We start from the raw sequence: 21699 nt of genomic DNA, 5'->3' as shown, positions 1-21699 counted from the left end.
GCACTCCGGGCGCGAGGACGCCCCAACGCCCCGGCCGAGGCGGGTGGCCGAGCCCCGAGGAAGGTCACGGCCACGGCTGCGGGGGCGCACGCGTACCGTGCGTTTATCATTTCGATGGAGCGTCAAGTAGGGTTCAGTCCCGGCGAAAACCGTATTTCGATCACCATTGAGCATGGCAATGAAGAGATCACAGCTTCCCCGAGGAGTGGGAACCAGTGGAGAAAGTGGCCTGCGTCCACTGCGCTCAGGACTGGGTGCGACAGTATCGACGCGAGGACATCGACCAGATCTTCTTTCTGTGAGCGTTTTCAGCGTTGTCTCTCCAGGGTGAGGACGGCTTTGGTGATGACGGTCGTGCGGTTGGGGCTGATGCGGGATCTGCGGAAGATCTGCCAGGACTTCAGCCGTGCCATGCCGCGTTCGACCGGTGCCCTCGCTGCGGCCAGGGCCCGATTGACGGTGCGCTGGGTGAGGGTGAGTTCACCGCCCGGTGGCCGTTTGAGTCCGGTGGTGACCCAGGGGCCGGCGCCCTGGTAGGCGCGGTCGGCGAGGATCGGGACGCCCTGGCGCTCGCAGATCCGGATGATGTGCTGGGTGGGGGCTGCGGTCAGGTCGTGGGTGCGGCCCGGCAGGGCGGGCGAGATCCACAGGACCTCCCCGGTGGGGTCGGTGACGACCTGGACGTTCACGCCGTGTCGGCGGTGCTTGGCCGAGTAGTCGGATCGGCTGTCGCCGACGCGGTCGCACTCGGCGAGGGTCCCATCCAGCAGGAGAAACTCTGGATCATGCTCGCGCAGAGTCTTGAGCAGGCCCCGGGGCCCGTTCGGCGAGCAGGCCGGTCACGGCGGTGACGTAGGCGTGGGCGGTACCGACGGATATCCCGAAGCCGGACGCAATCCGGGTGAGGGCGTCGTGGCGGCGCAGGTACACCAGAGCGACGAGCGCCCGCTGCTGCGGCGGGAGTTGGTGCGTCGCTTCAGGGCCGTACGTGAGAGTGTGGCCCTGAAGCGGCGCTAACTCGGTTCAAGCAACAGGGAAGAGGGAACATGCACGTGTGGCGCACCCGTGTTATGCCGGGCGCCGTGGTTGTCGTGGGGGGTGTGCTCCTCGGCCTGATCGGCCCCGCCTCCGAGAAGGTGGACAATTCCGTCGTATCGGGTGCGGGTGCCATGTTCACCATCGGATGGACATGGGCGTGCTACGCGTTCCTGGTCGGCTATTGGCGCCGCTCAAAAATCGAGTCGTCGCTGCTGGCGCCGCTCGGTTTGATTGTCGCCGTCATCACCTACTACGTGTTCATGGACCTGTACCCCACGTTGGTGCCGGGACTTTCGTCCACGCCTGACGGTTCGGTGCCGGAAGAGGTAAGACGGCAGTTGGTTCCGGACCACGGCGGTAGCCTCCTCATGGACCATGTCTACATATGGGCAGCGTGCGCGGTGATCTTCGGTGCGCCTTTGGGGTTCATCGGGAACGTGGCACGTACCCCCGGCATTGGCGGGCTCCCGTTCCGCCTCCTCATTCCGGTGATCACCGTGTTCGAGGCCAACGAGCGTCTCAAAGCCGAGGCGGACACGCAGGCCCTCATCGTCACATTGAACACAGTACGCATCGGGGCCTGTGTTGTAGCGGTGGCCCTTGTAGGGCACACAGTGTGGAGCTGGCGCACCCGGCGCAGCCGAACTGAGGAGCGTGCCGAAATAGGCGCGTCTGCAAAACACCTCTGACACATCACACGCCTAAATTGCTCGGTTCGAAACCTGTGTGTGACACACAGTGGGGCGCGTGACCCACCAAAGCATCGTGAGCCACGCCAACTACAGGCCGTGCATGATGTGCGCACGCTCCAGAGCCCGGAGGATGGTCTCCTCGGTGGGCACATCGGGAGCCGCGTAGACGATGGAGGCAGTGTCACGAGCGGAGAAAACCTGCTCACCGCCCTGCATGTTGATGAGCTCCGGGCCTTCCTCACGGGACTGTAAATCGAACGGTGTAACTCCTGATCAAGGAAGATGCATCGATGACGAACGAGAACGTGACCGAGGTCGAGACCGGCGAGACCACCGAGCCGCAGCCGGCGAAGCCGTGGACGACAGGCTGATCGACGAGTTGGTGAGCCGGGCCCAGTCCGAGGGCCTGCAGCTGACTGGTGAGGGCGGGCTGCTGCAGCAGCTGACGAAGGGGCTGCTGGAGTCCGCCCTGGAGGGCGAGATCACCGATCATCTCGGCTATGACAGGCACGATCCGGCTGGGAAGAACGGAGGCAACTCCCGCAACGGAACCCGCGCGAAGACCGTCCTGACGGACGTGGGCCCAGTGGAGATAGTCGTGCCCCGCGACCGGGACGGGCCGTTGGAACCGAAGATTGTGGCCAAGCGGCAGAAGCGCCTGTCCGGCGTGGACGAGATGGTCATCTCCCTGTCCGCGAAGGGTCTGACGACAGGTGAGGTCCAGGCCACCTGGCCGAGGTCTATGGCGCCGAAGTCTCCCGCCAGACCATCTCCACCATCACCGACAAGGTCATGGACGGCATGGCCGGATGGCAGAACTGGCCTCTCGACCCGGTCTGTCCGGTGGTCTTCATCGGTGCGATCCACGTGAAGATCCGTGACGGAGCGGTCGCGAACCGGCCGATTCACGTGGCTTTGGCGGTCACGGTCGAGGGCCGGCGGGACATCCTCGGGCTGTGGGCCGGCGACGGCGGTGAGGGCGCCAAGCACTGGATGCACATCCTCACCGAGATCGCCGCTGCCATCTGCTGCTACAAACGCCTCGTCCGCCTCACCACATAGGCCACCGTCTAAGTGGCCCTGACAAAGCCTCTGGACGTGGCGGTGGGCAGGCAGACGGCGAGGCCGAGGAAGGCTTCGTGGATGTCGTCGCGTCGTTCCCATCGGATGCGTAGGCGGCGGAAGGCGTGGAGCCAGGAGATGGTCCGTTCGACGCCCCGGCGGAAGGTGCCCAGGCCGGTGCCGTGAGGCTGACCGCGTTCGGCGATCACCGGCCGGATGCCAGACATGCTCTTCGCTGACCGCGGCTACGACCACGACAAGTACCGCCGACTCCTTCATCAGCGGGTGGCTCCCCCATCCGCAGCAGTGAAGCCGGCCGTCGACAGCGCCGGTCGCGTTGTGCGGCACCGCAGCAAGACCAGCGGAACATGGAGCAGCCGCCGGGAGTGCGATGCCCGGCGAACTCGGCCAGTTGCCAGCTGCTTTGCGGCCGGCCGACAGGAGCGAGCAGGCCCCGTGCCCCGCACACAGTCCCGCATCCGGTGCCGCAGGTCGGCACGGCCGAAGCGATGGCCGATGCGATGGCCGATGCGCAGGAAGAGGTCGTCGAGAGTTCAAGGTCCCACGTCACGTCCGCAAGTCGTCGATCACGTGGAAAGGCCGCCGGTCCGAAGTTGACCAGTGACAGATCCACTCGATGGAGGGGCGGTCAGCCAAGACCGCCCACCCACGCCCCGTCACCTACACTCCCAACGAAGCCTGTGACCAGGTCAGACAGCGAAACGCTGCTGGAGTACCGGGTCGCCCCTTCAGTAGTACATGAAGGTCGGGATCAGGCCGCCGCCGCTGGCATTCGGTATCGTTACCAGCCCACCGGCGCCGACGCCCCTGCTGTTCGCGACGTTGACCACGTCGTAGACCGAGCCGTAGTTGCCCATCCAGTGCCACGAGGGGTCAGACTTCTGAGTCTTGCAGGCGCTGACAAGCTTGATGCCTTCCTGGGCAGTGAGAACTTGGTCAGCCCGCGGGGTGTAACACCTGGCGTTCGGCGTTGTCGGCGCCTGCGGCGCAGGTGCGGCGGAAGCCGGAATCGCCAGGCCGATCAGCAATGTCGCGGGCGCGGCCGCGATGGCGAGGGTGCGCAGTCGGTTCATGGTTGACCTCCCTAGCTAACCACCTGTCTCGGAACCGAGATCTGAACCGACCGTAGAGTCGCCGGGTCCACTACCGCCATTTGGGTGCGTCCATTCGGGTGATACCGAGGTGTCGATTCGGGGATTCTGATATTCGATGCGGGGGCGTCTGACCTGGAGCCTTTCACATGTAGATCACGAGGGTGAGGATCGCGGCGGCGACCGACGTGAGCTTGTTCGGACTCATACGGGCTGATACGGGATTGCCGCAAGATTCGCCACTGCCTGGTCTGGGAGATGGTGCGTTCGACGGCGCCCGGAGTGCCGCGTGGACCTTGTTCGAGGCCTTGCGCTTGTCGGAGAGTTCGGTCATTCGGCGGCGCTTGACCGGCGTGATTACGGTGTCGGCGCTGCGCTCGTCGGCCTCGCCGACGAAGCACTCATCCACACCATTGCTCTGCTGCTGTGTGCGTCGACTGAAGCGGGTGTGCGCGCTCCCCGCGGCGGGTCCGGGTGCCCGGCGGGGTCCGCGGCCCCTGCCGACGCGCCCGCCTGTCGCCACCTGATCCGTCGACTCCCTGTCCTGAACTGGACGTTGATGAGCCGTCGCCACACGATTTCAAGACGTTCACGCGGGGATCACTTGATCTTCACATGGCATGTGAAATATCACATGCCATGTGAGCCATTCGGGATCCGCCCGACGGCCCCTCCTTCCAGGGAGATCGACCATGAAGCGTTGGACGTTCCTCACTGCCGCAGTCGCAAGCCTGAGCCTCGCCGCCCTCACCCCGGCGATCGCCGTCGCCGCCCCCGCGAGCGCCACCGAGACCGTGGTCTCCTGCGGCAACTCCGGCCTCCAGGCCGCCCTTTCAACCCGCCTGTGCGCCGAAGTCACCGGCAACACCGTCGCGTTCGTCGGCAAGGTCGGCCTTGCCGGCCCGCCCTCCCCGGGCAGCCCGGCCCCCACGCCGAAGGAGCTCACCACCACCTTCACGGCAACGGTCGACGGCGCCCCGCTGCCGAACGTCACCAAGTACGCCCTCTTCAACACCACCAACCTGGACGTCCCGGGCTTGAGCGCCAACGTGGCCTGCGGCTCCACCATCCGCGCCACCTTCGGTGTCACCAGCTACCCCTGGGCGGCGCGCCCCGTCTCCCACCAGGTGACCGTCATCTGCTGACCCGCTCCCTGTGAGCGCCGGGGCTGACAGGGACCCCATCCAGCCCGGCCCCGGCGCCCCGGTGGTGCGGAACACCTGACACCCGCACCGGGAGCCCGTACGTTCGACGGACGGCCGCCCGGCCGCGGCCAGGTCAACCGATCGGCTGCCCCCGCCGTCCACCGCTCCGCGTCCCGTCGCCAACCGCTCCGCCGACCGCCACCGGCTCCCGCGCGGCAGCACCCTGGATGCCACCGGCACCCGCCAGACGGGCCAAGCCAGCCGCGCCTTGCGACCTCGCCTCGGTTAATCACGAGGCGAGGTCCCTGGGGCTGCTGTCCCGTCAGATCAGACCGTTCCCGAGGATCCGCACGGAGCGATCGGCATGTCACGGTTCCGCAGAACTCTGGCCTGGCACATCGGCCGCCGCGGGAGGGGGGCTGCTCGCGATCCAGTACGGGCACATGCAAACCGTCCTGGACGCCCGGACCTCCAATAGCTACGCCTCCCGCAGCCGACGTGGCGACGTGGTCTCCACAGCATCCTCGACGTCGAGACGGCCCTCACAGCCGCGGACACCGCCGTGCGACTCAATGAGCGGATGACCTCGGGAGAGAGGATCTCCGGCCCCGCCGCCCGCCGGGTCGTCGCTGCGGCGGCGACGGCTCCGAGGTTCGAGGGTTGCATCGACCCCGCGAAGTTCGCGAGACAAAGGCCGCCGACGTCCTCGGCATCCACATGCTCCGAGACATGGCCCGGCAAGCCGTACACAACACCCCCGCTGCCCTCAACTCGCGTACGAAGTAGAGCAAGTGAGCGCATCCGCCACTCCACCGCGCCCCGGCCCGCTTCCGAACTGGGGGCGGGGGTCGTCGGCCTACCGGCCCCAGCCCCCGCCCCGGCTTCGCCGCCACGACTCCCGTCGGCTCCGCGTCCAAGAGCGCACATCGGAGTCCATGTCGCTGTACGACCTGCGCTATGCACATGTTGAACTGGCCTGAGCTGCCCGCGAAGGACGCTGCGCCGACTCACCTCGTGGCGGTGGATGGAGCTCTACTGCAGGAAGGGCTCGTCTCCAAGCCGTCGTGGCGGTGTGTGGCCAGGGCTCCGGGCACCTGCCGGTGGTCTCCCGCACCCCGGCCCGCCGGGCTCCCTACTGCGGTGTCGTTCGCGGAGCAGTGCGCACCCGCCCGGCCCGAGGAAGAGAAAACGGCTATCTGAACGGTCACTGCGCGCTCAGCCTGTGAAAACCCGTACGGTGCAGCCTGATTGTCCGCCCGACTCCGCATACAGCGACTGCGACCTGCACGCGCAGGCGACGGTTTCTCGCTGTGGGCGTAGTCGGCCGGCCGCCGAGCTCAGGCCGCCGCAGGTGGCGTGAGCTCGTGGCACCCGACGGGGCAACAGCCCTCAGCAGGCCTATCGAGGGTGTTTGTCGGTGGACAAAACAACCGACCACACCCACCAACCCCTTTGTCTCACACTCATGGTGTGATCGTGGCGTACCCCATGAACGCATCGGCCAACGGTATGTGGCACCCCATATAGCGGGGATCGTCTACGGCTCGCGGTTGCAGAGCTACACGTATACCTCTCCTGGAACTCCACTGCCCCTGAAGAGGGTTGCCTCGGGACGCGAGAGTGTGTGCGCCCTTGCCAGCGCCGTTCAGGGTTGTTCACCATGTGCGCACACGGTTTCTCTGGACCAACCTCCGTGCATCAGCCGAGGTTTGAGTCGAGGCCGCTGTTCATCCACCTCGTGCTGGAAGGTACCCCCGTCATGTCTGCTTCCACGTCTGTCCTGACCTGTCTGCCTGCCCGCCTGCGTGCCATGTCCGCAGCCGGTACCGTCGCCATCGTCGCGACGGCGGCGCTCACTCTGACTGCTACTCCCCATGTCACCGCAGCCCCTCGCCTCGCGAGCACACCGCAGGTGTCCTCCCGCGTCCTGGACCAGTGGATCGGCAGGGCTCTGACCGTCATGAAGGCCAAGCACATCCCCGGCTCCTACGCCGGCATCCTGCGAAACATCAAACGCGAGTCCGGCGGCAACCCCCGGGCCGTAAACAACTGGGACTCCAACGCCCGCGCCGGCACCCCCTCCAAGGGGCTGCTCCAAGTCATCGACCCCACCTTCCGAAGCTTCCACGTCGCGGGCACGGCATGGGACATCTTCGACCCCGTGGCCAACATCGCCGCCGCCTGCAACTACGCCGCTCACACCTACGGCTCCATCGACAACGTCAATTCCGGCTACTGACCACTTCGATACGGGGCACCGCTGCGGAGAGCTGTGCCCGGCGGCCAAGCACGCCGGACACGGCTCCAGCGCGCCGGAGGGGACTACGTTTGGGTCGACCCCCAGTTCGGCGGCGTGGGCGTCTCGGGCCGGTTTGCTTCCGGTTTGGCCTGGCCTACAGCGTCGTGGGCGGCCAGGGCGGCGCGCAGGGTCAGGGTGTCGGCTCCCCGGGAGGCGTCCAGACCGGTGAGTTCGGTGGCCTTGCGCAGCCGGTAGTCGACCGTGTTCGGGTGCACCTGGAGCCGGGCGGCGGCCCGGCGCCGGTCGAGTCCCCGCGCCAGGAAGGCGCGCAGCGTGTCGAGCAGCTCCGGACGATCGTTCAGCGGGTCGAGCAGTGCGGCCAGCCCCGCCCTGGCCGGGCTCGGCCGGCTCAACTGGTACTCCAGCAGCACGTCGTCCAACAGGTACAGCCCAGGTCCCCGCCCGGACGCCTCCGCCACCGCGCGCACCTCCCCGGCGAGCCGGGCGGCCTCCGCGACCCCTTCGGGCGCCGCGATCGTCGCCGCGGCCAGCAGCTCGGCACCGCACATCCGGCCGAGCTGCTCGACCAGATCGGACAGCCGCGCCCGGTCCGCCCGGCCGAAGTCGTCCGGCGAAGTCGCGCACGGGATCAGCACCAACCCACCCTCGCCGGACAGGACGGAGAGCGGAACGCCAGTCGTCTGGCGCTGGATTTCGTTGCGCAACCGCCGGAGCTTGCGGCGGGCGGCGACCGCGTGGTTCACACCGGGCACCAACTCGTCCGGGTGCGGCCCCATCGCGATGCTCAGCACCAGGTAGCAGGCCGGCAGCTGAATACCGGCCCGGTCCGCCGCGCCCTGGGGGCTGCCGCCCTCCAGCAGCCGCGACAGCAGCGACTGCAGCGCGACCTGCTCGTCACTTAGCGCGGTCTGCCGCTCCTGCACGTACCCGGCGGCCACCTCGCAGCTCACCAACCGCAGATACGCGAGCAGTTGGCGCTGCACCATCAATACGTCGGCCAAGTCGCCCGGTTCGGCCGCCGAGAAGACTTGGGCGGCGCACTCCTCCGCACCGAGGTGGTAGGCACCGACGACGGCCTCCAGCGGTACGCCCTCGTCGGCGCGCCGGGCCGACGACTCGCGGATGGCCGCCGCCTCGGCCTGCCCCGGCATCTCCCCGGTGCGCAGGACCCCCGCGAAAGTCCGTATACCGCGGGTCACCTGCTTGGCGATGTCGCCGCCGAGGTGCTCCGCCGACAGCGTCCCGTACACGGGGAGCCGCTCGACCAGCCGGATCATCACGGCACGCTCCAGCGCACCAGCTGCGTCCTGGAGCCGCTTGTGCACCGGCACACCGCCGAACCGCGGCACCTTGTTGCGCTCCACAGCGTTGGATCCGGTCACAATTCACCTCGCACATCTCTGTTCCCCGCCCCGGAGACTGGGCCGCTGACCAGCCCCATGATGTTTCCAGGACATCACTACTGGTTGGTAACACGACTGGCTAGTGAATGGCCAGATGCGGCAGGACCTCGGCCGCATCGTTCACCGCATTCCCCTGCCGGGGACCGCCGCCCCGGCCGACCCGACGTGTCGGACACCCGCCCCCTGCCGGCGCGTCGCTCCCCCAGGAATCGAGGACCGCATGTCCAAGGCAGCTGTTCGCCTGATCTCCGTCGCTGTCGCCGCCGCAGCCATGGCCGCCACGCCCGCCGCCACCGCCGCTGCGGCCACACCGGCCGCCGCGACGGCCTCGGCAAGCGACCCGTTCTACGCCTACACCGGCAGCGAGCCGCTGTCCTCGTTCGCGCCGGGCACCGTACTCAAGACGCGGACCCTGCAGTACCACGTCATCGGCATCCCCACGCCCCTCAAGGCGGTCCAGCTGCTGTACCGCACCACCGACGCCCAGGGCCGCCCGGCCGCGAACGTGACCACAGTGGTGCGCAGTCTGACCGGCGACAGCAGCAAGGCCGTCTCCTACCAGTCGTTCTACGATTCACTCAACCCGGAGGACAGCCCCTCCCGGGCGATCGCCGGTGACGTCACCCTGGGCGGTGCCATCCCCAACGCGGAGGCCCTCTTCATCACGCCGCTGCTGCTGCAGGGCTACAACCTCGTCATCCCGGACACCGAGGGGCAGCAGGCGAACTTCGCCGCCGGACCGGAGTACGGCACCAACACCCTCGACTCCATCCGCGCCGCAACGAAAGCGGCCGAGACGGGGCTCAACTCCGCCACGTCGTTCGGCCTCATCGGCTACTCGGGCGGCGCCATCGCGACCAACTGGGCCGCCACGCTCGCGCCGAGCTACGCACCGGACGTCAACCGCCGACTGGTCGGCTACGCCGAGGGCGGCCTGCTCGTGGACCCGGCACACAACCTGAAGTACGTCGACGGCTCACTGGCCTGGTCCGGCGTCATCCCCATGGCCGTCATCGGCGTCTCCCGCTCGTACGGCATCGACCTCACGAGCTACCTCAACAGCTACGGTCTGAGCGTCTACAAGGACCTCCAGCGCGGCTCGATCCTCAACGCCCTCGGCCACTACCCGGGGCTGACCTGGAAGAAGATGGCGAAGCCGGAGTACGCCAACCCCAACTCGATCCCCGCCTTCCTGACGGCGATGAACAAGCTCAACCTCGGCTCTGCCGCCACCCCCGCCGTCCCCGGGTTCATCGGCCAGGGCAACGGAGGCGTCCTGGAGGGGACCTTCAGCAACCGCCCGGGCATTGGCAGGGGCGACGGCGTGATGGTCGCCGGCGACGTGCGCTCACTCGCCCGCCAGTACTGCGCCACCGGCAGCTCCGCAGTCAAGTACAGCCAGTACGAACTGCTCAGCCACACAGGCGCGACCCTCGCCTGGGCACCCGTCGCGCTGGGCTGGCTCAACGACCGCTTCGCCGGCCGCACAGCGCAGTCCGACTGCGGCCGGATCTCCAGCGGCAACTCGCTCGCCCCGGAAGAGCCCGTTCCGCTGTCGTGATCCGTGCCGACCCACCCTCACAGAGCCGGCATCGCCGCGTCTCAGGCCGCCGAGCGCGCGGCGGATGCCGAGGACGATCTGCCGGCGCGCGGCCGCCTGATGATGGACCGGCACACAGCTGCCCCACCCACCCACCTGAAGGTTCTCGCCCAGCACGCGCTGGCTCGGCGGGCCGACGAAGGCGCCCATCTGACCCGGCAGCTCATCGACCTCTATGAGGAGATCGTGCCCGGCACCTTCTTCGACCCGATCGTCTCGGCGCTCATCCGCCACCTCATCGGCGACACCTGTGCCGACTGGCTCCAGGTACCGCGCAGCCGCTGGGACACCGTAGCCAAGGCCGTGCCGCACCTCCTCGGCGTACTGGAGACGATCGAGGACTACGGCGCTCAGTGTGCGGCTCTTGCGAACAGAAAGGTTCAGGACGCTCTGGGACGGACGCAGAGGAAGCAGCCCTCCCAGTGAGGGAGCGCGCTGAGGATTCGATGGTGTGCGCACGAGGCCACCGCACGTTCCTCCGGGGACGGGAAGCCTGCGCCGGTCCCAGTGCCGTCGATCGGCACGAGGGACTCGACCATGGACTGGAACTGGAGCAGGTAGTCACGGGCGAAGGGCGGGTCGTACCCCAGCTCGCTCCACCGGTGGCGACTGAGGGCGAGGGTGATGGAGCGCAACACGAAGTCTTTCGACCGGGCGCGTTCCGCTGTCGAGGTGCCCCACGCGATGTCTTGCAGATCGAAGCCGACGCTCCCACGCCCCATCACGTTCTGGTCCTGCAGCGTCAGGAGCGCGGCGAAACGGTAGTCCCACTCGGCTTCGGCGAGTCCGGATACCGCCAGCATCAACACCTCGATGAACACCTCGGTGCCACCGTTGGACAGGTCCAGACTCTGTCCGCTGCCGCTGAACACGTTCATCGGGCCACGATAAGACAGGCCGGCGCTTCTGGCCTGCGGCCACCAGTACGTGCTCGCAAGCTCCCCCGCCCTTGCCCCCCACCCCCGCTCGCCGCTCACTGTGACCGAAGGCCGATAACAAGGTCGTGGGGCAGGCCGTGAGTGTCGTGAAGGTAGTGGAAGTCCTCGTCGTTCAGAGGGCCTTGGAAAGGACAGATCCCCCCAGGGATGAAAGCGGTGCTGAGCCGGGAGCCCTCGACCGAGCCCACCTCCCCCTACGACTCCCACCCCCCTCTCGCCGAGCGCGTGGCCCGCATCGAGGCTCTGCCCGACGACGGCCGCGCCGGGCAGGCCGCCCGCCCGGCCTTGGAACTGCTGGCCGACGCGAACGCGGCGCTGACCGCGCTGGAGCAGGCCGTCCTGACCTCGCAGGCCCTCGCCCTCAAGCGGGTGGACTGGGAGGACCTCGTCCACGAGTCGATGACCGTGTACGCCGACCAGGGCGCACAGGAGATCCGCGAGGCCTGCGCAGCCGAGGGCGCCGGTCCCGGCCTCGTCACCCTCCTCGACGCGATCGACGCCGACCCGGCGGTGCGCTGGCGGATCGCCGACCGCTTCCCCAAGTCCGAGCAGGCGGCAGCCGCGACAGGCGACGCGGCCCGCGGGTGTGCCATTCGTCGGCGCCGCGGGACGAGATGGCGAGCCATACCCGCCCGGCCGGGGCATGTCGGCCTTGACGCTCTGGCTGCCCAACACCCCCGCACTCGGGGTGAGTTCAGGCCCTGACCTGTGCGTTCGCGAGCCCGCAGGGCGGCGAGAATCTCTCCCCGTCGGGCTGCGATCCGCCGCATCCGCCAGTAGTGGCACACCGTCTGCCACCGTGGGAAGTCGTGCGGCAGCAAACGTCAGGCGCAGCCGACCCGCAGCCAGCAGGCGAGGGCATCGATGAGCTCAGCCGAACGGGCACGAAGGCTCCTGTGCGCGAACGCCGACTGCACCTCAACGGCAGCAGAGGTGCAGCCCGGCACCGCGGGACGTGACCTTCAAGTCGTTGATGGTCACGCCGTCCCCATAAGTCCGCAGTCGCCGAACCGCGCGTTGCTCCCGCCGGACAGGGCCGTCAGCGGGCCACGAACTGCGTGAGGATCGCCTGCACCTCGTAGATGTCGACCCCCTTCGTGAATGTCTTCTGCAGTGGCGTCGGGTTGCTGGAGATCCAGATCTTCAGCTCCGCGTCGAGGTCGAAGTGCCCGGCCGTCTCTACCGCGAAGTGGGTGATGCTGCGGTACGGCACCGAGTGGTACTCGACCTTCTTGCCGGTGATTCCCTGCTTGTCGACCATGATCAGGCGACGGTCGGTGAACAGCATGGTGTCGCGTATCAGCGTGTACGCGGCGTGCACCTGCTCGCCGCGGCCGAGCAGCCGCCCGTACTCGCTCTGCGCCTTCGCCGGATCGACGGTGTGCGCGTTTCCGAACAGTGCCATGTCAGGCCCCCCACTCGATCGATCTGTAGCCCCCGCATCCCTGGTGAAATGCTGGATCTTGCCAACTGTATACGGGGGCAGATGAAGGGAGTCGAAGACCTGTGCGACTTGGAGACCTCGGGAATCGTACGGCAGCTCCGGGCCCAGCTTGCCGCCCCACACGAAAGCGTCCGCGAACTCGATCCCGCCGACCTTCAGCTGCTCGCAGTGATCAACGGTCCGCCGCAGCCGCCGGACCCCTCCCGATCACGCTGTACGGCAGCCAGGACGGTGTCGACATCCTGCTCTGCCACCAGGACGCACCGGCCACAGACGGCTCGGCCCCCTGCTTCCCGAGTGAGGCAGGGGGCCGAGCCGTCTCCGCCGTCAGGCGACCGGCGGAAGCTGTTCGCCCTGGACGGCCTGGAGGTCGATCCCGACGCGGAGCGTGGTGCCGATGGCGGCCATGCCGACGTGGACGACCTGGTCGTAGTTCATCGCGAAGTCCTCGCGCGGCAGTTCCACGGTGGCCCGGAACGCGGCCCGTGGGCCGCCCCACGGGTGGGGGCCGGTGCCGAGGTAGGCCAGGTCCAGGTCAGCGCCCCAGGCCTTGTCTACTTCCTGACCGCCGACGCCGGCGTGGAGGCCGACGGCCCGGCGCGCGCACGCCACGGGTGGGTGGCGTTGCTGCCGGGCCGTCAGTCACTCACGCGGTCTCACTTCCCGTGCAAAGCCCTGCGGCGCCGTCCGCGAAGCACCAGCGCGCCGCCGGCAGCGATGACCAGCAGGCCACCGAGGGCGCTGTACGTGACAGCGTTGCTCACCCCGGTGGAAGCCAGGTCGCCGGACGTGCTGCTCGGGGTCGGCCGGCTGACGGGTGCGCCCTTCTCCGCCTGCGCACGGGTGCCGGTCGTGCCGGAGGCGGGGACAACCGGCGTGGCGGCGGTCGGCGTGGCGGCGGGCGTCGGCTTGACAGCGCCAGCGGTCCCCGACGCGGGCTTCATCTGAAGAGTCGTGATCGAGTACGGCGGCAGCGTCTGTGCGACCGCCGTGCCCCGCTTCGCTGTCGTCAGGGCAGTGTCTCCCTTGGCATACGAAACGGTCGTGACCGCCCCTGTGGCCGGGGTGTATCCGGCGTACGAGAGCGACACCTGCGCCGCGTTCTGCGGGCTCTTGTTGATCAACATGACGTTCAGACCGCCGGTGCTGTTCCGCACCGCGTGCACAGCAACCGACGAGTTGCCCGAGGACGACTTGACCATGGTGTCGCCAGGCTTCGCCAGTGCGGTCAGCGAGCGGATGCCCCAGTAGGTGGGGAAGGTTGTGTCGCGCGTCGGTTGGCACTTCCCCCCGGCGCAGGTGCCGGCGGAGAGAATGCCCCCGTCCTGGTAGTCGGTCTGGCCGTTGACGGTGGTGGGTGCTTGGTCCGTGCCGTTGTGCAGGTTCCACCAGTCCACGTGGGTGGCGCCTTGCTCGAACCAGGTCATGTAGGTGTCCGGCGCAAACAGGGCTGCGGCCTGGCTGGTCAAAGAGGGCGAGCCGACGCCGTCGGTCTCGGTGACCGCGATCTCCACCGAGGAGGCGCGCGAGCCCGCGTAGGTGGAGATCAGCGAGCGCAACTCGGACCTGACACCGGCGATCCGGGAGGGGGTGTTCAGCAGGTCGGCCGTGGTGGTGCCGCCCGGATACCAGTGGACGATGACGAAGTCGATCGACTTCGCCGCGATGGAGAGCACCGTGTGGTTCCAGTCGGCGCTGTCACCGGGGGCCTTCTCCTTATCCGGCCAGCCGCCAGGGGTGGTGAGCACCGCTCCGATCTTCACCTTCGGGTCCACGGCCTTCATCGCCTTCGCGTAGGCGATCAGGTTCTTCGCGTACGCCGTCGGGCTCTTGTCGGCGTGCTTGTCAATTTCCCAGCCCTTGCCGTCGCCGTAGTGCCCGTTGCCGTAGACCTCGTTGCCGATCTCCCAGTACTTCACGCCGTAGCCCTTGTCGACGTTGGCGTACTTGACCCAGTCGGCGGCCTCCTGGGGGGTGCCGGAACCGTAGTTCGCGGTCAGGATCGGCTGGGCGCCGACCTTCTTCGCGGTGGCCATGAAGTGGTCGAAGTTGGTGTTGGAGGGGATCCAGCCCCTGCCGTCGCCGTAGGTGTGGGTCTTCCAGTGGTAGTCGTCCGCGCCGGAGCCGCCGGGATAGCGCAGCTGCCGAACTCCCGCGGCCTTCATCAGCGATGTCGGCTTGGGGTCCCCCATGTGCTCGTCGCCGTAGCCCGTGTTGAGGCCGAGACCACTGCTGGGCACCGTGCCCAAGGAGGTACCGGCATCCACACTGATGCCGATGGTCGGCGCGGCACCCGCGCTGGGCGCCAGGGCGCCGACACCGGCAGAGGCGGCGAGCACCGCCACCGCCCCCGCGACAAAGCGTCGGCGCATCCGGCTACGGCGGGGCGTGTGATCCCAAGACATCGGCTGCTGGGCGGATCTCGGGTCGTCTGGTGACATGTGGGGCTCCGATCGGGTGTTGACACAGAGGGCGTAGCGCCGCTGACCACGGCTCGCCCTCGTCGGTACACCCCTAAGTGGCCACTCAGAGCGGAAAGGTTGCCGTCTCAATCGCTTTTTCGCCGAGACGCGGTCGCACCGTCTCACCGGACCCGGTGAGACGGTGACCGGTGACCCGCCCGGGCTCCCTTTCCACCTCGACGGCGCGAACCATCACATGCTTCCGGCCGCACACCGCCGTGTCTTCTCGTGTTCGGCGAGGGCCCGGTAGATGCTGGCGGCGGACGGGCTCTGTCCCTTGCGCTTGCCGGTGGGGATGATCAGGGCGGGTTGGAGATGCTCGACGGACTCGCCGAGTGCCTTGCGCCGCAGCGCGGTGTGCAGCATGTCGTCGGTCATGACCGGGGGCCGGCCACCGTACTTGCCCTTGCGGGCCGCGGTATCGAGTCCCTCCAGCGTCGACTCCCGGATGTTCTCCCGCTCGGTCTCGGCCATCGCGGCGAGGAAGCCGAACACCAGCTTGCCGGGGCCGGTGGGATCGTAGATGCCGGGCAGCGGGCCGGCGAGCATCTCCAGCACCAGGTTGCGAGCAACGGGCATAGCCGATACGGATGTCGGCGCTCGGCAGAGGGGGGTCGATGGCCGCGGGTACGGGCTTGCTGGGCCGCCAGGGCTGCCAGCCGGTGACCGTGTGTTCTCCAGCGGCGCATCAGCTCCACGTCTGCCCGGCCGGGCGCAGATTCACCCGCTTCTCCCGCCGACGGGCAGATGACCGGTCATCTGCCCGTCGGCGGGACGGTTCGCACCTTCGTGACCGGGCTTGAGGCGGCGTCCTACCGGCGGAAGTGGGTGTGGTGTTCGCGCAGGAAGGCGTCGAGGGTACGGGGCGGCCGGCCGAGGATGTCGATGACAGTGGTGGTGGGGGTTTCGGGTCGGGCAATGGCGAGTTGCTGGATCTCCGTGACGTGGTCGGCGAGCCAGGTGGGCATATGGGCGTTGTGGACGAGGTCGTGGCGCATTTCGTCTGCGGTGAGGTTGGCGTAGCGGATCTGATGGTCGGTCAGGGCTGTTAGGCGTGAGGCGAGTTCGGGGTAGGAGACGGCTTCGGGTCCGGTCAGGGTGTAGGTGCCGCCGGCGATGTCGGGCCTGGTCAGGGCGGCGGCGGCGACGTCGCCGATGTCGCGGCAGTCGATGTGGTTGCAGGGCGCGTCGCCCGTCGTGCCGAGGATGGTGCCCTGGGCGACGGTGGGGGCCAGGCGCAGGAGGTTCTGCATGAACGCGTAGGGGCGCAGGATGGTGTGGGTGAGGCCGCTGGCGCGCAGGTGTTCCTCGATGGCGTGGTGTCCGCGGGAGATGGCGACTGGGGAGCCGGGTTCGGCGGCGGGTGCGGAGATCTTGACGATGTGTCCGATGCCGGAGTCGGCGGCGATGTCGACGACGCGGGTTTCGAGTTCGACCTGTGCGGGACTGTTGGCCATGGCGAGGAAGAGCTGGGTGGCGCCCTTGAAGGCGATGCGCAGGGAGTGGGGCTCGGTGGCGTCGGCGTACTGAACCTCGATGGGCGGTTGGTGGGTGCCGGTCATGCCGGGGATCGCCCTGTGCGGGGTGCGGGTCAGTGCGCGGACGGGTGTGCCGCGTGTGAGGAGGCTGTGGAGCAGGGCGTTTCCGGTTGCTCCGGTCGCTCCCATGACGACGATCATCGTGTGCTCATTCCTTGGTGGCTTTCCGGCGGCGGGTGCTGGCGGGGTTGGCTCGGGTCGGGCTTGGGGTCGGGCTTGGGGTCGTGGGGCTGGTGGGCCCGGTGCCGGGGTTGGCTATCTCGGGGATGCTGGGGTGGTGCTGCGCCAGCGCAGGGTGACGATGGTGGTGGCGAGGGCTGCGGAGACGGGCAGGTCGATGCGCAGGCGCTCCAGCCACGGGGTGGCGGGGACTGCGGTGTGGGCGGGTAGCCATTGGGCGGTGGACCACCCCAGCACGGCCGCCGTGCCGGCAGCCGTGATGACCAGTACGGCGGTCAGGGCGGCGCGCGGCGTGGTGGTGGTCCACCGTCGGGGCCGGCCGCCGTGCCGCAGCCAGATCCCCACCAGGAACGCCACCACGGCGGAGGTGCCGGCGATGGAGGTGCAGGCGGCCACGGCCAGGTCCTGCTGCCCGGTGACGACTCCGGCGGTACCGGCCGTCAGCGCGGGGGCGGCGTAGGCGGTCAGCACCTCGCGCCACAGGGTGAACGGGCGGCATGGCCGGGAGGCTGTCCGGTTTCGGCTGGTTCTGTCCTTCGTTGCGGACATGCTGGCCTTTCTCGTTTCGTGTGAGGGAAGCGAAGGGGTGCGGCGGGGGGCGCGGCAGGCCTGTTCCGCCATATAATTAGGCAGCTAACTATTACCGCGTAAAAGAGGCCCTGCCCGGAGGGCGGGGCCAAAACAACTCAGAGCCGGGTCAGTCGGCGGCCAGGGCCGCGCTGCCGCGCACGACACGGGCGAGCAGATCGAGGAACACCGCACGCTCCTCGACGGAAAGCCCGCCCACCATCGCCTCCAGGCGTCCGAAGTGCTCAGCCGCCATGTCGCGCAGGCGCTGCGCCCCGCGCGCGGTGAGGACGGCCACCGTGCCCCGGCCGTCCTCCGTGGACGGGCGGCGGGCGACCAGGCCTTCGCGTTCGAGGCCGTCCAGCAGGCCGGTGACCGTGGCCCTGGAGACATCGAGGTCGACCGCCAGTCGCGAGGGGGATTTCTCCCCGCCGTGGTCCTCAAGGTCGGCGAGCAGGCGGTAGCGCCCCGTCGACAGGCCGAACCTGGCAAAGTGCGCCTCGGCCGCCCGGCCGACCCTCGCCCCCGCCGAGATCAGCCGCACCGCGACCAGCACCGCCTGCGGATCGACCTCCAGGCCGTAGTGCTGGACCTGCCGCCTGGCCTGGTCCAGCGTGGGTGCCTCGCCGTCGATGCCGTCCCTCTCCATGCAAGTAATATGGCAGCTAACTACTTGACTGTCAAGGCGCCCTGCCTCCGGGCCCTGGCACAGGCGGGCTCCCGCATCCGACCGCGAAGCCGAGCCAGGGGGCGGCCGCGTCCGCCCCCGCCAGCACAAGGCGCTGTGTGGCCATCTGACGCCCTGTCGCATGTCGCCCAGCCGAAGGGAGGAGGCTGCCGTCAAAGAGCCCACCGCCGGCGCACCACACAACAGGCAGCATCCGCGTCTTCCAGATCCCTCCCTCCCGCCGCCCGGACCCGCAGCCTCGCCCAGCACGACTGCGGCGAGGGCTGACGCCCTCACCCCAGTCCACGTCGCGTTCTCGGAAACACCGCCCTTGCGCGGCCTGTTCGGGTCCTTTGCCCGAAGGACGCAGCAGGTCACAGCGCCGGACGTGCTCCCAGCGTTGCCGTCAGAAGGGACACCGCCAACGCAAGGCGATGCTTTTGTGACGCTGTCCTCGAAAGTCCGGGCCCGTCAGCTCAGTAGGGCAGTCGTGAACGTCTGACGGTGGTCCACCAGCCAGGTCTGCATGCGGTCCCAGCGTTCCCATCCACCACGCTCGGCCAACGCCTGGAGATAGACGGGGTCTCCGCCGGCCACACGGCGGGCGACGAAGGCCCGGCAGACCTCCGTGGCGTGCTCGATGACGCCGGGCAACTCGGCGCGGTCCTCCGCCGAGAGGCCATAGCCGTCGGCAAGAATCCGCAGCCGTGCCGCCACATCCAGGCCGGCGGGATAGAGAGCGGCCGCGGACTCGGGATCGAGCATGGGTACCCAATAGCGGGCGGTCATGGCGATGTCCCAGAGGGCACGGCCCGGGGCCGCCAGGTCGAAATCGATCAGGGCCGCGGCACGACCGTCGCGGAAGACGACGTTCTCCGGGCACACATCGTTGTGGCACAACATCGTTCCCCCCTCCGGGTCGGCAAGGTCCGGGGGCCACTCGGCACGGGTGTCGACTGCGACGGCCGCGCTGGTCTCATGCAAACGCCGCAGCAGGCTCCCCACCGATTCGAGGGCAGAGCTCGTCATCGCCCAGTCCGGGAACGGCGGCAGAGCCACGTCGCCAGGGATGAAAGTCAGCTGCTCACGGCCATCCGCGGTGAGACCGAGGGGGCCCGGCGCCGCGTCGAAACCGTGCTCCTTCAGCGCAAGGAGATAGGCATGCAGAGCGCGCCCGTTGCGCGGAGCCGGTCGCTCCACCAACTCCCCCCGGCGGAAGACCGCCCCCGTGTTCACCATCCCGCCGACCAGCGCCTCGTCTTCAGCCGTCATGAGGATCACGCTATCGCCAGAACGATTCCGCGCGGGCCGGGCCGCAAACCGTGTCCACCGCCTTCACGAACGGAGCGACGTGGTCCCCGTGCTCGCTGCCCAGACGGTCCTCTCAGACCCTGTCGAAACACTTAAGTGACCGGTTCGCCGACAGAGGGCCTTCGCCACGAGGTGGATCAGCGCACGACGGAACGCGCGACGCGGAATCCCACGTCGTCGACCTGGAACGTCGGGTGGCTGCGGCGCCGCGCGGAGGCCCGGCAACTCCAGTGCTCATCGAACCAACCACCGCCACGGAGCACCCGATAGGCGCCATAGACCTCGGCGTCGTAGACGTCCCAGCACCAGTCCCAGACGTTGCCGAGCATGTCGAAAAGCCCCCACGAGTTGGGGAGTTTTCCGCCCACCTCGTGGATGCGCTCGTGCGAGTTACCGCGGTACCAGCCGATCTCGTCGAGATCCCCGTAGCGCGGCCCGGTCGTCCCGGCGCGGCAGGCGTGCTCCCATTCGGCTTCGGTCGGCAGTCGATACCCGTCGGCCGACACGTCCCACTCGACATCTTCGGCCTCGGCACGGAAGTGGTACGCGGGCGTGAGGCCGGCGCACTGGGACAGGGCGTTGCAGAACCGCGCCGCGTCCCACCAGGAGACGCACTCGACGGGCAACTGGTCCCCACGGGTGGTACTTGGCCGCTGGCCTGTGATCTGTGCGTACAACGCCTGGGTGACCGGGGATGCCGCGAGCTGGTAGGGCGCAAGCTCGACCGACCAACTGCGCTGAGTCCGCCGGTCCGACAGCGTCACCTGCCCCGGCGGGATGGCGATCATCTCGTTCCCCATCATCACGTCCATGATCAGGAGATCCTAACGAGACCCGTCAGTGCGGAACGACAGAGCCACCAACGGTTGTCCCTGGCTGACACCCGCCTTCGCGTGTCCGCCGGCGGCGGCTTCGACTCGGCCGTCACGTACGTGGTGATGGAACAGCCCAAGGTTGGTGCTGGCCGACTCGGCCCGGAGCGCATAGCCCGCGTGGCGGGTCTCGATGACCGTGAGGTCCACGCCTCGGCCGCTGGTGTGGTGGACAAGGCGCGTCGCAGGGCCGATACCAGTGTCTGGAGGCCGTCACCAGCCCGGGCCCAGCCAACTCGACCCCTTCAAAACGCACCTGGACCGGCGTCGGGCCGAGAGCCACACCAACGCCATCCTCCCGCATACCGAGCTCAAAGAGCTGGACTATCAGGGCAGTTACCAGATTATCAGCGACTTTCTGCGGCCCCTCCGCCGACGGCGCATCCGCATCGTCTGCCCGGCACCGCCGGGCGTCCGCCAGGTCACCGGCTGGATGATGCGGTACCCCGACCCAAACGCGTCCTCCTCCCCGCCCTCCGCCCGCCGACACAGCCAGTTGCCCCGGACGGGACCAGAGGATCGTGAGGCGAACGTAAAATGAGTCCCTCGACGATTCGGCAGGGATACGGCATGAAGATCACCGTCCAGCGGATCCGGACGACCTGGACGAAGGAGTCACGGGGAGGAGAAGCTGCGGCTCGCAGGAATGCGGCCCCGATCGGCTTCGCTCTCCCGCACGAGGCGGTTCCTTACGTGCACGTGGTCCGCATGTCTGAAGATGACGGCTTCGTGCCGTATGACAGTCAGGCAGATCTGCGCAACGTCGATATCCAGCTCCGTGAAGCGGATGGCCAGCTACGGGTGTTTCCTCAAGTGAAGCCCTTGTATGCCCTGCCTCCCCGGAAGCGACGGCCCCCGGCCGTCCGGCTAATCCCTGGTGTCCGTTGGCAGCTCAACTACCGCTTTAGCAGTGCCATGGGAATCCGAGGTTGGACGTACTGGCTGGATACGTTCAACATCGCCTACGGCCCGGTGGATGCCGATGTGTTCCTGTCCAAGCCCACCGTGTTCATCGATGAGCGCGGGCCACTCCGATAACCCCGTTGTGAACGTCGATCACGGCCCTCGATGACCGTCCGTCACGGCAACAGAATCACGGTGATCATCCTCACGGAATGTGTGCCTGATCCTGAACGTGGCTCTGGCAGATTTTCGCAGTCGGAGATCATCTCGGTGTCACGATCGGCGGGTCCGCATGGCTTCGGCGGACGTGGGCGACCAGCACGACGCGGTGGCGGAGGAGACAGACGCCGGCACGTTCGGCCGTGATTCCGTTTCTGCAGCTTGACGTCGGTGATGCGACCTTCGTTGACCCCGGAGTTGTAAGAGGTCGTGATTCCCTGGGCAGCTGCAAGTCGGTCTTCGTGCATGGCTCCGGCGAGGCCGGCGAGTGGTACCAGTCCGCTGT

At 68.2% G+C, this 21699-nt stretch carries 18 protein-coding genes and 5 pseudogenes; 8 read left to right on the top strand and 15 right to left on the bottom strand.

Features of this window, described 5'->3' with window-relative positions:
• Positions 1 to 308 precede the first annotated feature (308 nt).
• A pseudogene (locus AB0G17_RS27395) lies at positions 309 to 966 on the bottom strand (transposase family protein); the annotation flags it as partial.
• A gap of 80 nt (positions 967 to 1046) precedes the next feature.
• On the opposite strand from AB0G17_RS27395, the gene AB0G17_RS27390 reads away from it, so the two are divergent.
• Together AB0G17_RS27390 and AB0G17_RS27385 are read left to right on the top strand one after the other, a co-directional pair.
• Entirely contained in the window at positions 1047 to 1727 is a 681-nt protein-coding gene (locus AB0G17_RS27390; RefSeq protein WP_361388263.1) for a hypothetical protein, read from the top strand.
• A gap of 358 nt (positions 1728 to 2085) precedes the next feature.
• A pseudogene (locus tag AB0G17_RS27385) lies at positions 2086 to 2744 on the top strand (transposase); the annotation flags it as partial.
• 56 nt (positions 2745 to 2800) lie between these two features.
• Here AB0G17_RS27385 and AB0G17_RS27380 read toward each other — a convergent pair.
• The 3 genes and pseudogenes from AB0G17_RS27380 to AB0G17_RS27370 all read right to left on the bottom strand — a co-directional run.
• Positions 2801 to 3013: pseudogene (locus AB0G17_RS27380) on the bottom strand (transposase); the annotation flags it as partial.
• Between the two features lie 528 nt (positions 3014 to 3541).
• Positions 3542 to 3886, bottom strand: a complete 345-nt coding sequence (locus tag AB0G17_RS27375) for a hypothetical protein (protein WP_361388260.1) — start codon at positions 3884 to 3886, stop codon at positions 3542 to 3544.
• Between the two features lie 163 nt (positions 3887 to 4049).
• Positions 4050 to 4313: a hypothetical protein gene (locus AB0G17_RS27370; RefSeq protein WP_361388257.1), complete on the bottom strand. Its 264-nt coding sequence runs from the start codon at positions 4311 to 4313 to the stop codon at positions 4050 to 4052.
• A 283-nt stretch (positions 4314 to 4596) separates the two neighbouring features.
• Here AB0G17_RS27370 and AB0G17_RS27365 point away from each other — a divergent pair, with 283 nt between their 5' ends.
• Both AB0G17_RS27365 and AB0G17_RS27360 read left to right on the top strand, forming a co-directional pair.
• On the top strand, positions 4597 to 5049 hold the full coding sequence (locus AB0G17_RS27365; protein ID WP_361388254.1) for a hypothetical protein: 453 nt from the start codon (positions 4597 to 4599) through the stop codon (positions 5047 to 5049).
• A 1759-nt stretch (positions 5050 to 6808) separates the two neighbouring features.
• On the top strand, positions 6809 to 7288 hold the full coding sequence (locus tag AB0G17_RS27360; protein WP_361388251.1) for a transglycosylase SLT domain-containing protein: 480 nt from the start codon (positions 6809 to 6811) through the stop codon (positions 7286 to 7288).
• A gap of 83 nt (positions 7289 to 7371) precedes the next feature.
• Here the strand turns inward: AB0G17_RS27360 and AB0G17_RS27355 are convergent, their stop codons facing one another.
• Positions 7372 to 8691, bottom strand: a complete 1320-nt coding sequence (locus AB0G17_RS27355) for a helix-turn-helix domain-containing protein (protein WP_361388248.1) — start codon at positions 8689 to 8691, stop codon at positions 7372 to 7374.
• Positions 8692 to 8932: 241 nt separating this feature from the next.
• Here AB0G17_RS27355 and AB0G17_RS27350 point away from each other — a divergent pair, with 241 nt between their 5' ends.
• On the top strand, positions 8933 to 10273 hold the full coding sequence (locus AB0G17_RS27350) for a lipase family protein (RefSeq protein WP_361388245.1): 1341 nt from the start codon (positions 8933 to 8935) through the stop codon (positions 10271 to 10273).
• A 171-nt stretch (positions 10274 to 10444) separates the two neighbouring features.
• Positions 10445 to 10654 (top strand): annotated as a pseudogene (locus tag AB0G17_RS27345) (DUF2236 domain-containing protein); the annotation flags it as partial.
• A gap of 38 nt (positions 10655 to 10692) precedes the next feature.
• On the opposite strand, the gene AB0G17_RS27340 reads toward AB0G17_RS27345, so the two are convergent.
• Positions 10693 to 11190, bottom strand: a complete 498-nt coding sequence (locus AB0G17_RS27340; RefSeq protein WP_361388242.1) for a hypothetical protein — start codon at positions 11188 to 11190, stop codon at positions 10693 to 10695.
• 207 nt (positions 11191 to 11397) lie between these two features.
• On the opposite strand from AB0G17_RS27340, the gene AB0G17_RS27335 reads away from it, so the two are divergent.
• Positions 11398 to 11955 carry a hypothetical protein gene (locus AB0G17_RS27335; RefSeq protein ID WP_361388438.1) on the top strand — a complete coding sequence of 186 codons (558 nt, stop codon included), beginning with the start codon at positions 11398 to 11400 and terminating at the stop codon, positions 11953 to 11955.
• A gap of 334 nt (positions 11956 to 12289) precedes the next feature.
• Here AB0G17_RS27335 and AB0G17_RS27330 read toward each other — a convergent pair whose 3' ends face one another.
• The 9 genes and pseudogenes from AB0G17_RS27330 to AB0G17_RS27290 form a co-directional block, all read right to left on the bottom strand.
• A complete protein-coding gene (locus AB0G17_RS27330; protein ID WP_361388239.1) occupies positions 12290 to 12655 on the bottom strand; it encodes a PH domain-containing protein in 366 nt (121 codons plus the stop codon).
• A gap of 366 nt (positions 12656 to 13021) precedes the next feature.
• A pseudogene (locus tag AB0G17_RS27325) lies at positions 13022 to 13231 on the bottom strand (hypothetical protein); the annotation flags it as partial.
• A 119-nt stretch (positions 13232 to 13350) separates the two neighbouring features.
• On the bottom strand, positions 13351 to 15066 hold the full coding sequence (locus AB0G17_RS27320; protein WP_361388236.1) for an LPXTG cell wall anchor domain-containing protein: 1716 nt from the start codon (positions 15064 to 15066) through the stop codon (positions 13351 to 13353).
• Between the two features lie 282 nt (positions 15067 to 15348).
• Positions 15349 to 15735 carry a recombinase family protein gene (locus AB0G17_RS27315; RefSeq protein WP_361388233.1) on the bottom strand — a complete coding sequence of 129 codons (387 nt, stop codon included), beginning with the start codon at positions 15733 to 15735 and terminating at the stop codon, positions 15349 to 15351.
• Positions 15736 to 15968: 233 nt separating this feature from the next.
• Positions 15969 to 16835, bottom strand: coding sequence for an NmrA family NAD(P)-binding protein (locus AB0G17_RS27310; protein WP_361388230.1), 867 nt, complete (start codon positions 16833 to 16835; stop codon positions 15969 to 15971).
• Positions 16836 to 16949: 114 nt separating this feature from the next.
• Entirely contained in the window at positions 16950 to 17423 is a 474-nt protein-coding gene (locus AB0G17_RS27305; RefSeq protein WP_361388227.1) for a hypothetical protein, read from the bottom strand.
• A 148-nt stretch (positions 17424 to 17571) separates the two neighbouring features.
• The gene (locus AB0G17_RS27300; protein WP_361388224.1) at positions 17572 to 18090 is read right to left on the bottom strand and encodes a MarR family transcriptional regulator; all 519 of its coding nucleotides are present in this window, start codon (positions 18088 to 18090) and stop codon (positions 17572 to 17574) included.
• Positions 18091 to 18579: 489 nt separating this feature from the next.
• Positions 18580 to 19380 (bottom strand): aminoglycoside phosphotransferase family protein, encoded by an 801-nt coding sequence (locus AB0G17_RS27295; protein WP_361388221.1) that lies wholly within the window; start codon positions 19378 to 19380, stop codon positions 18580 to 18582.
• Between the two features lie 176 nt (positions 19381 to 19556).
• Complete coding sequence (locus AB0G17_RS27290; RefSeq protein WP_361388218.1) at positions 19557 to 20231, bottom strand: SUMF1/EgtB/PvdO family nonheme iron enzyme; 675 nt, start codon at positions 20229 to 20231, stop codon at positions 19557 to 19559.
• Between the two features lie 630 nt (positions 20232 to 20861).
• On the opposite strand from AB0G17_RS27290, the gene AB0G17_RS27285 reads away from it, so the two are divergent.
• Positions 20862 to 21329, top strand: coding sequence for a hypothetical protein (locus tag AB0G17_RS27285; RefSeq protein ID WP_361388215.1), 468 nt, complete (start codon positions 20862 to 20864; stop codon positions 21327 to 21329).
• Positions 21330 to 21699: the final 370 nt, after the last annotated feature.

Origin of the sequence: Streptomyces sp. NPDC023838, assembly GCF_040639555.1 — a bacterium.
Classification (GTDB): Bacteria; Actinomycetota; Actinomycetes; order Streptomycetales; family Streptomycetaceae; genus Streptomyces.
The sequence above is the reverse complement of the archived record's forward strand: the minus strand, read 5'-3'. Positions and strand labels throughout refer to the sequence as shown.

Excerpts from the sequence above, each read along its gene's own strand:
- AB0G17_RS27300 (WP_361388224.1), bottom strand. The coding sequence starts at position 18,090 with ATGGAGAGGGACGGCATCGACGGCGAGGCACCCACGCTGGACCAGGCC.
- AB0G17_RS27365 (WP_361388254.1), top strand. The coding sequence starts at position 4,597 with ATGAAGCGTTGGACGTTCCTCACTGCCGCAGTCGCAAGCCTGAGCCTC.
- AB0G17_RS27290 (WP_361388218.1), bottom strand. The coding sequence starts at position 20,231 with ATGGACGTGATGATGGGGAACGAGATGATCGCCATCCCGCCGGGGCAG.
- AB0G17_RS27295 (WP_361388221.1), bottom strand. The coding sequence starts at position 19,380 with ATGACGGCTGAAGACGAGGCGCTGGTCGGCGGGATGGTGAACACGGGG.
- AB0G17_RS27315 (WP_361388233.1), bottom strand. The coding sequence starts at position 15,735 with ATGCCCGTTGCTCGCAACCTGGTGCTGGAGATGCTCGCCGGCCCGCTG.
- AB0G17_RS27305 (WP_361388227.1), bottom strand. The coding sequence starts at position 17,423 with ATGTCCGCAACGAAGGACAGAACCAGCCGAAACCGGACAGCCTCCCGG.
- AB0G17_RS27320 (WP_361388236.1), bottom strand. The coding sequence starts at position 15,066 with ATGCGCCGACGCTTTGTCGCGGGGGCGGTGGCGGTGCTCGCCGCCTCT.
- AB0G17_RS27340 (WP_361388242.1), bottom strand. The coding sequence starts at position 11,190 with ATGAACGTGTTCAGCGGCAGCGGACAGAGTCTGGACCTGTCCAACGGT.
- AB0G17_RS27285 (WP_361388215.1), top strand. The coding sequence starts at position 20,862 with ATGAAGATCACCGTCCAGCGGATCCGGACGACCTGGACGAAGGAGTCA.
- AB0G17_RS27375 (WP_361388260.1), bottom strand. The coding sequence starts at position 3,886 with ATGAACCGACTGCGCACCCTCGCCATCGCGGCCGCGCCCGCGACATTG.
- AB0G17_RS27310 (WP_361388230.1), bottom strand. The coding sequence starts at position 16,835 with ATGATCGTCGTCATGGGAGCGACCGGAGCAACCGGAAACGCCCTGCTC.
- AB0G17_RS27335 (WP_361388438.1), top strand. The coding sequence starts at position 11,398 with ATGAAAGCGGTGCTGAGCCGGGAGCCCTCGACCGAGCCCACCTCCCCC.
- AB0G17_RS27390 (WP_361388263.1), top strand. The coding sequence starts at position 1,047 with ATGCACGTGTGGCGCACCCGTGTTATGCCGGGCGCCGTGGTTGTCGTG.
- AB0G17_RS27330 (WP_361388239.1), bottom strand. The coding sequence starts at position 12,655 with ATGGCACTGTTCGGAAACGCGCACACCGTCGATCCGGCGAAGGCGCAG.
- AB0G17_RS27360 (WP_361388251.1), top strand. The coding sequence starts at position 6,809 with ATGTCTGCTTCCACGTCTGTCCTGACCTGTCTGCCTGCCCGCCTGCGT.
- AB0G17_RS27350 (WP_361388245.1), top strand. The coding sequence starts at position 8,933 with ATGTCCAAGGCAGCTGTTCGCCTGATCTCCGTCGCTGTCGCCGCCGCA.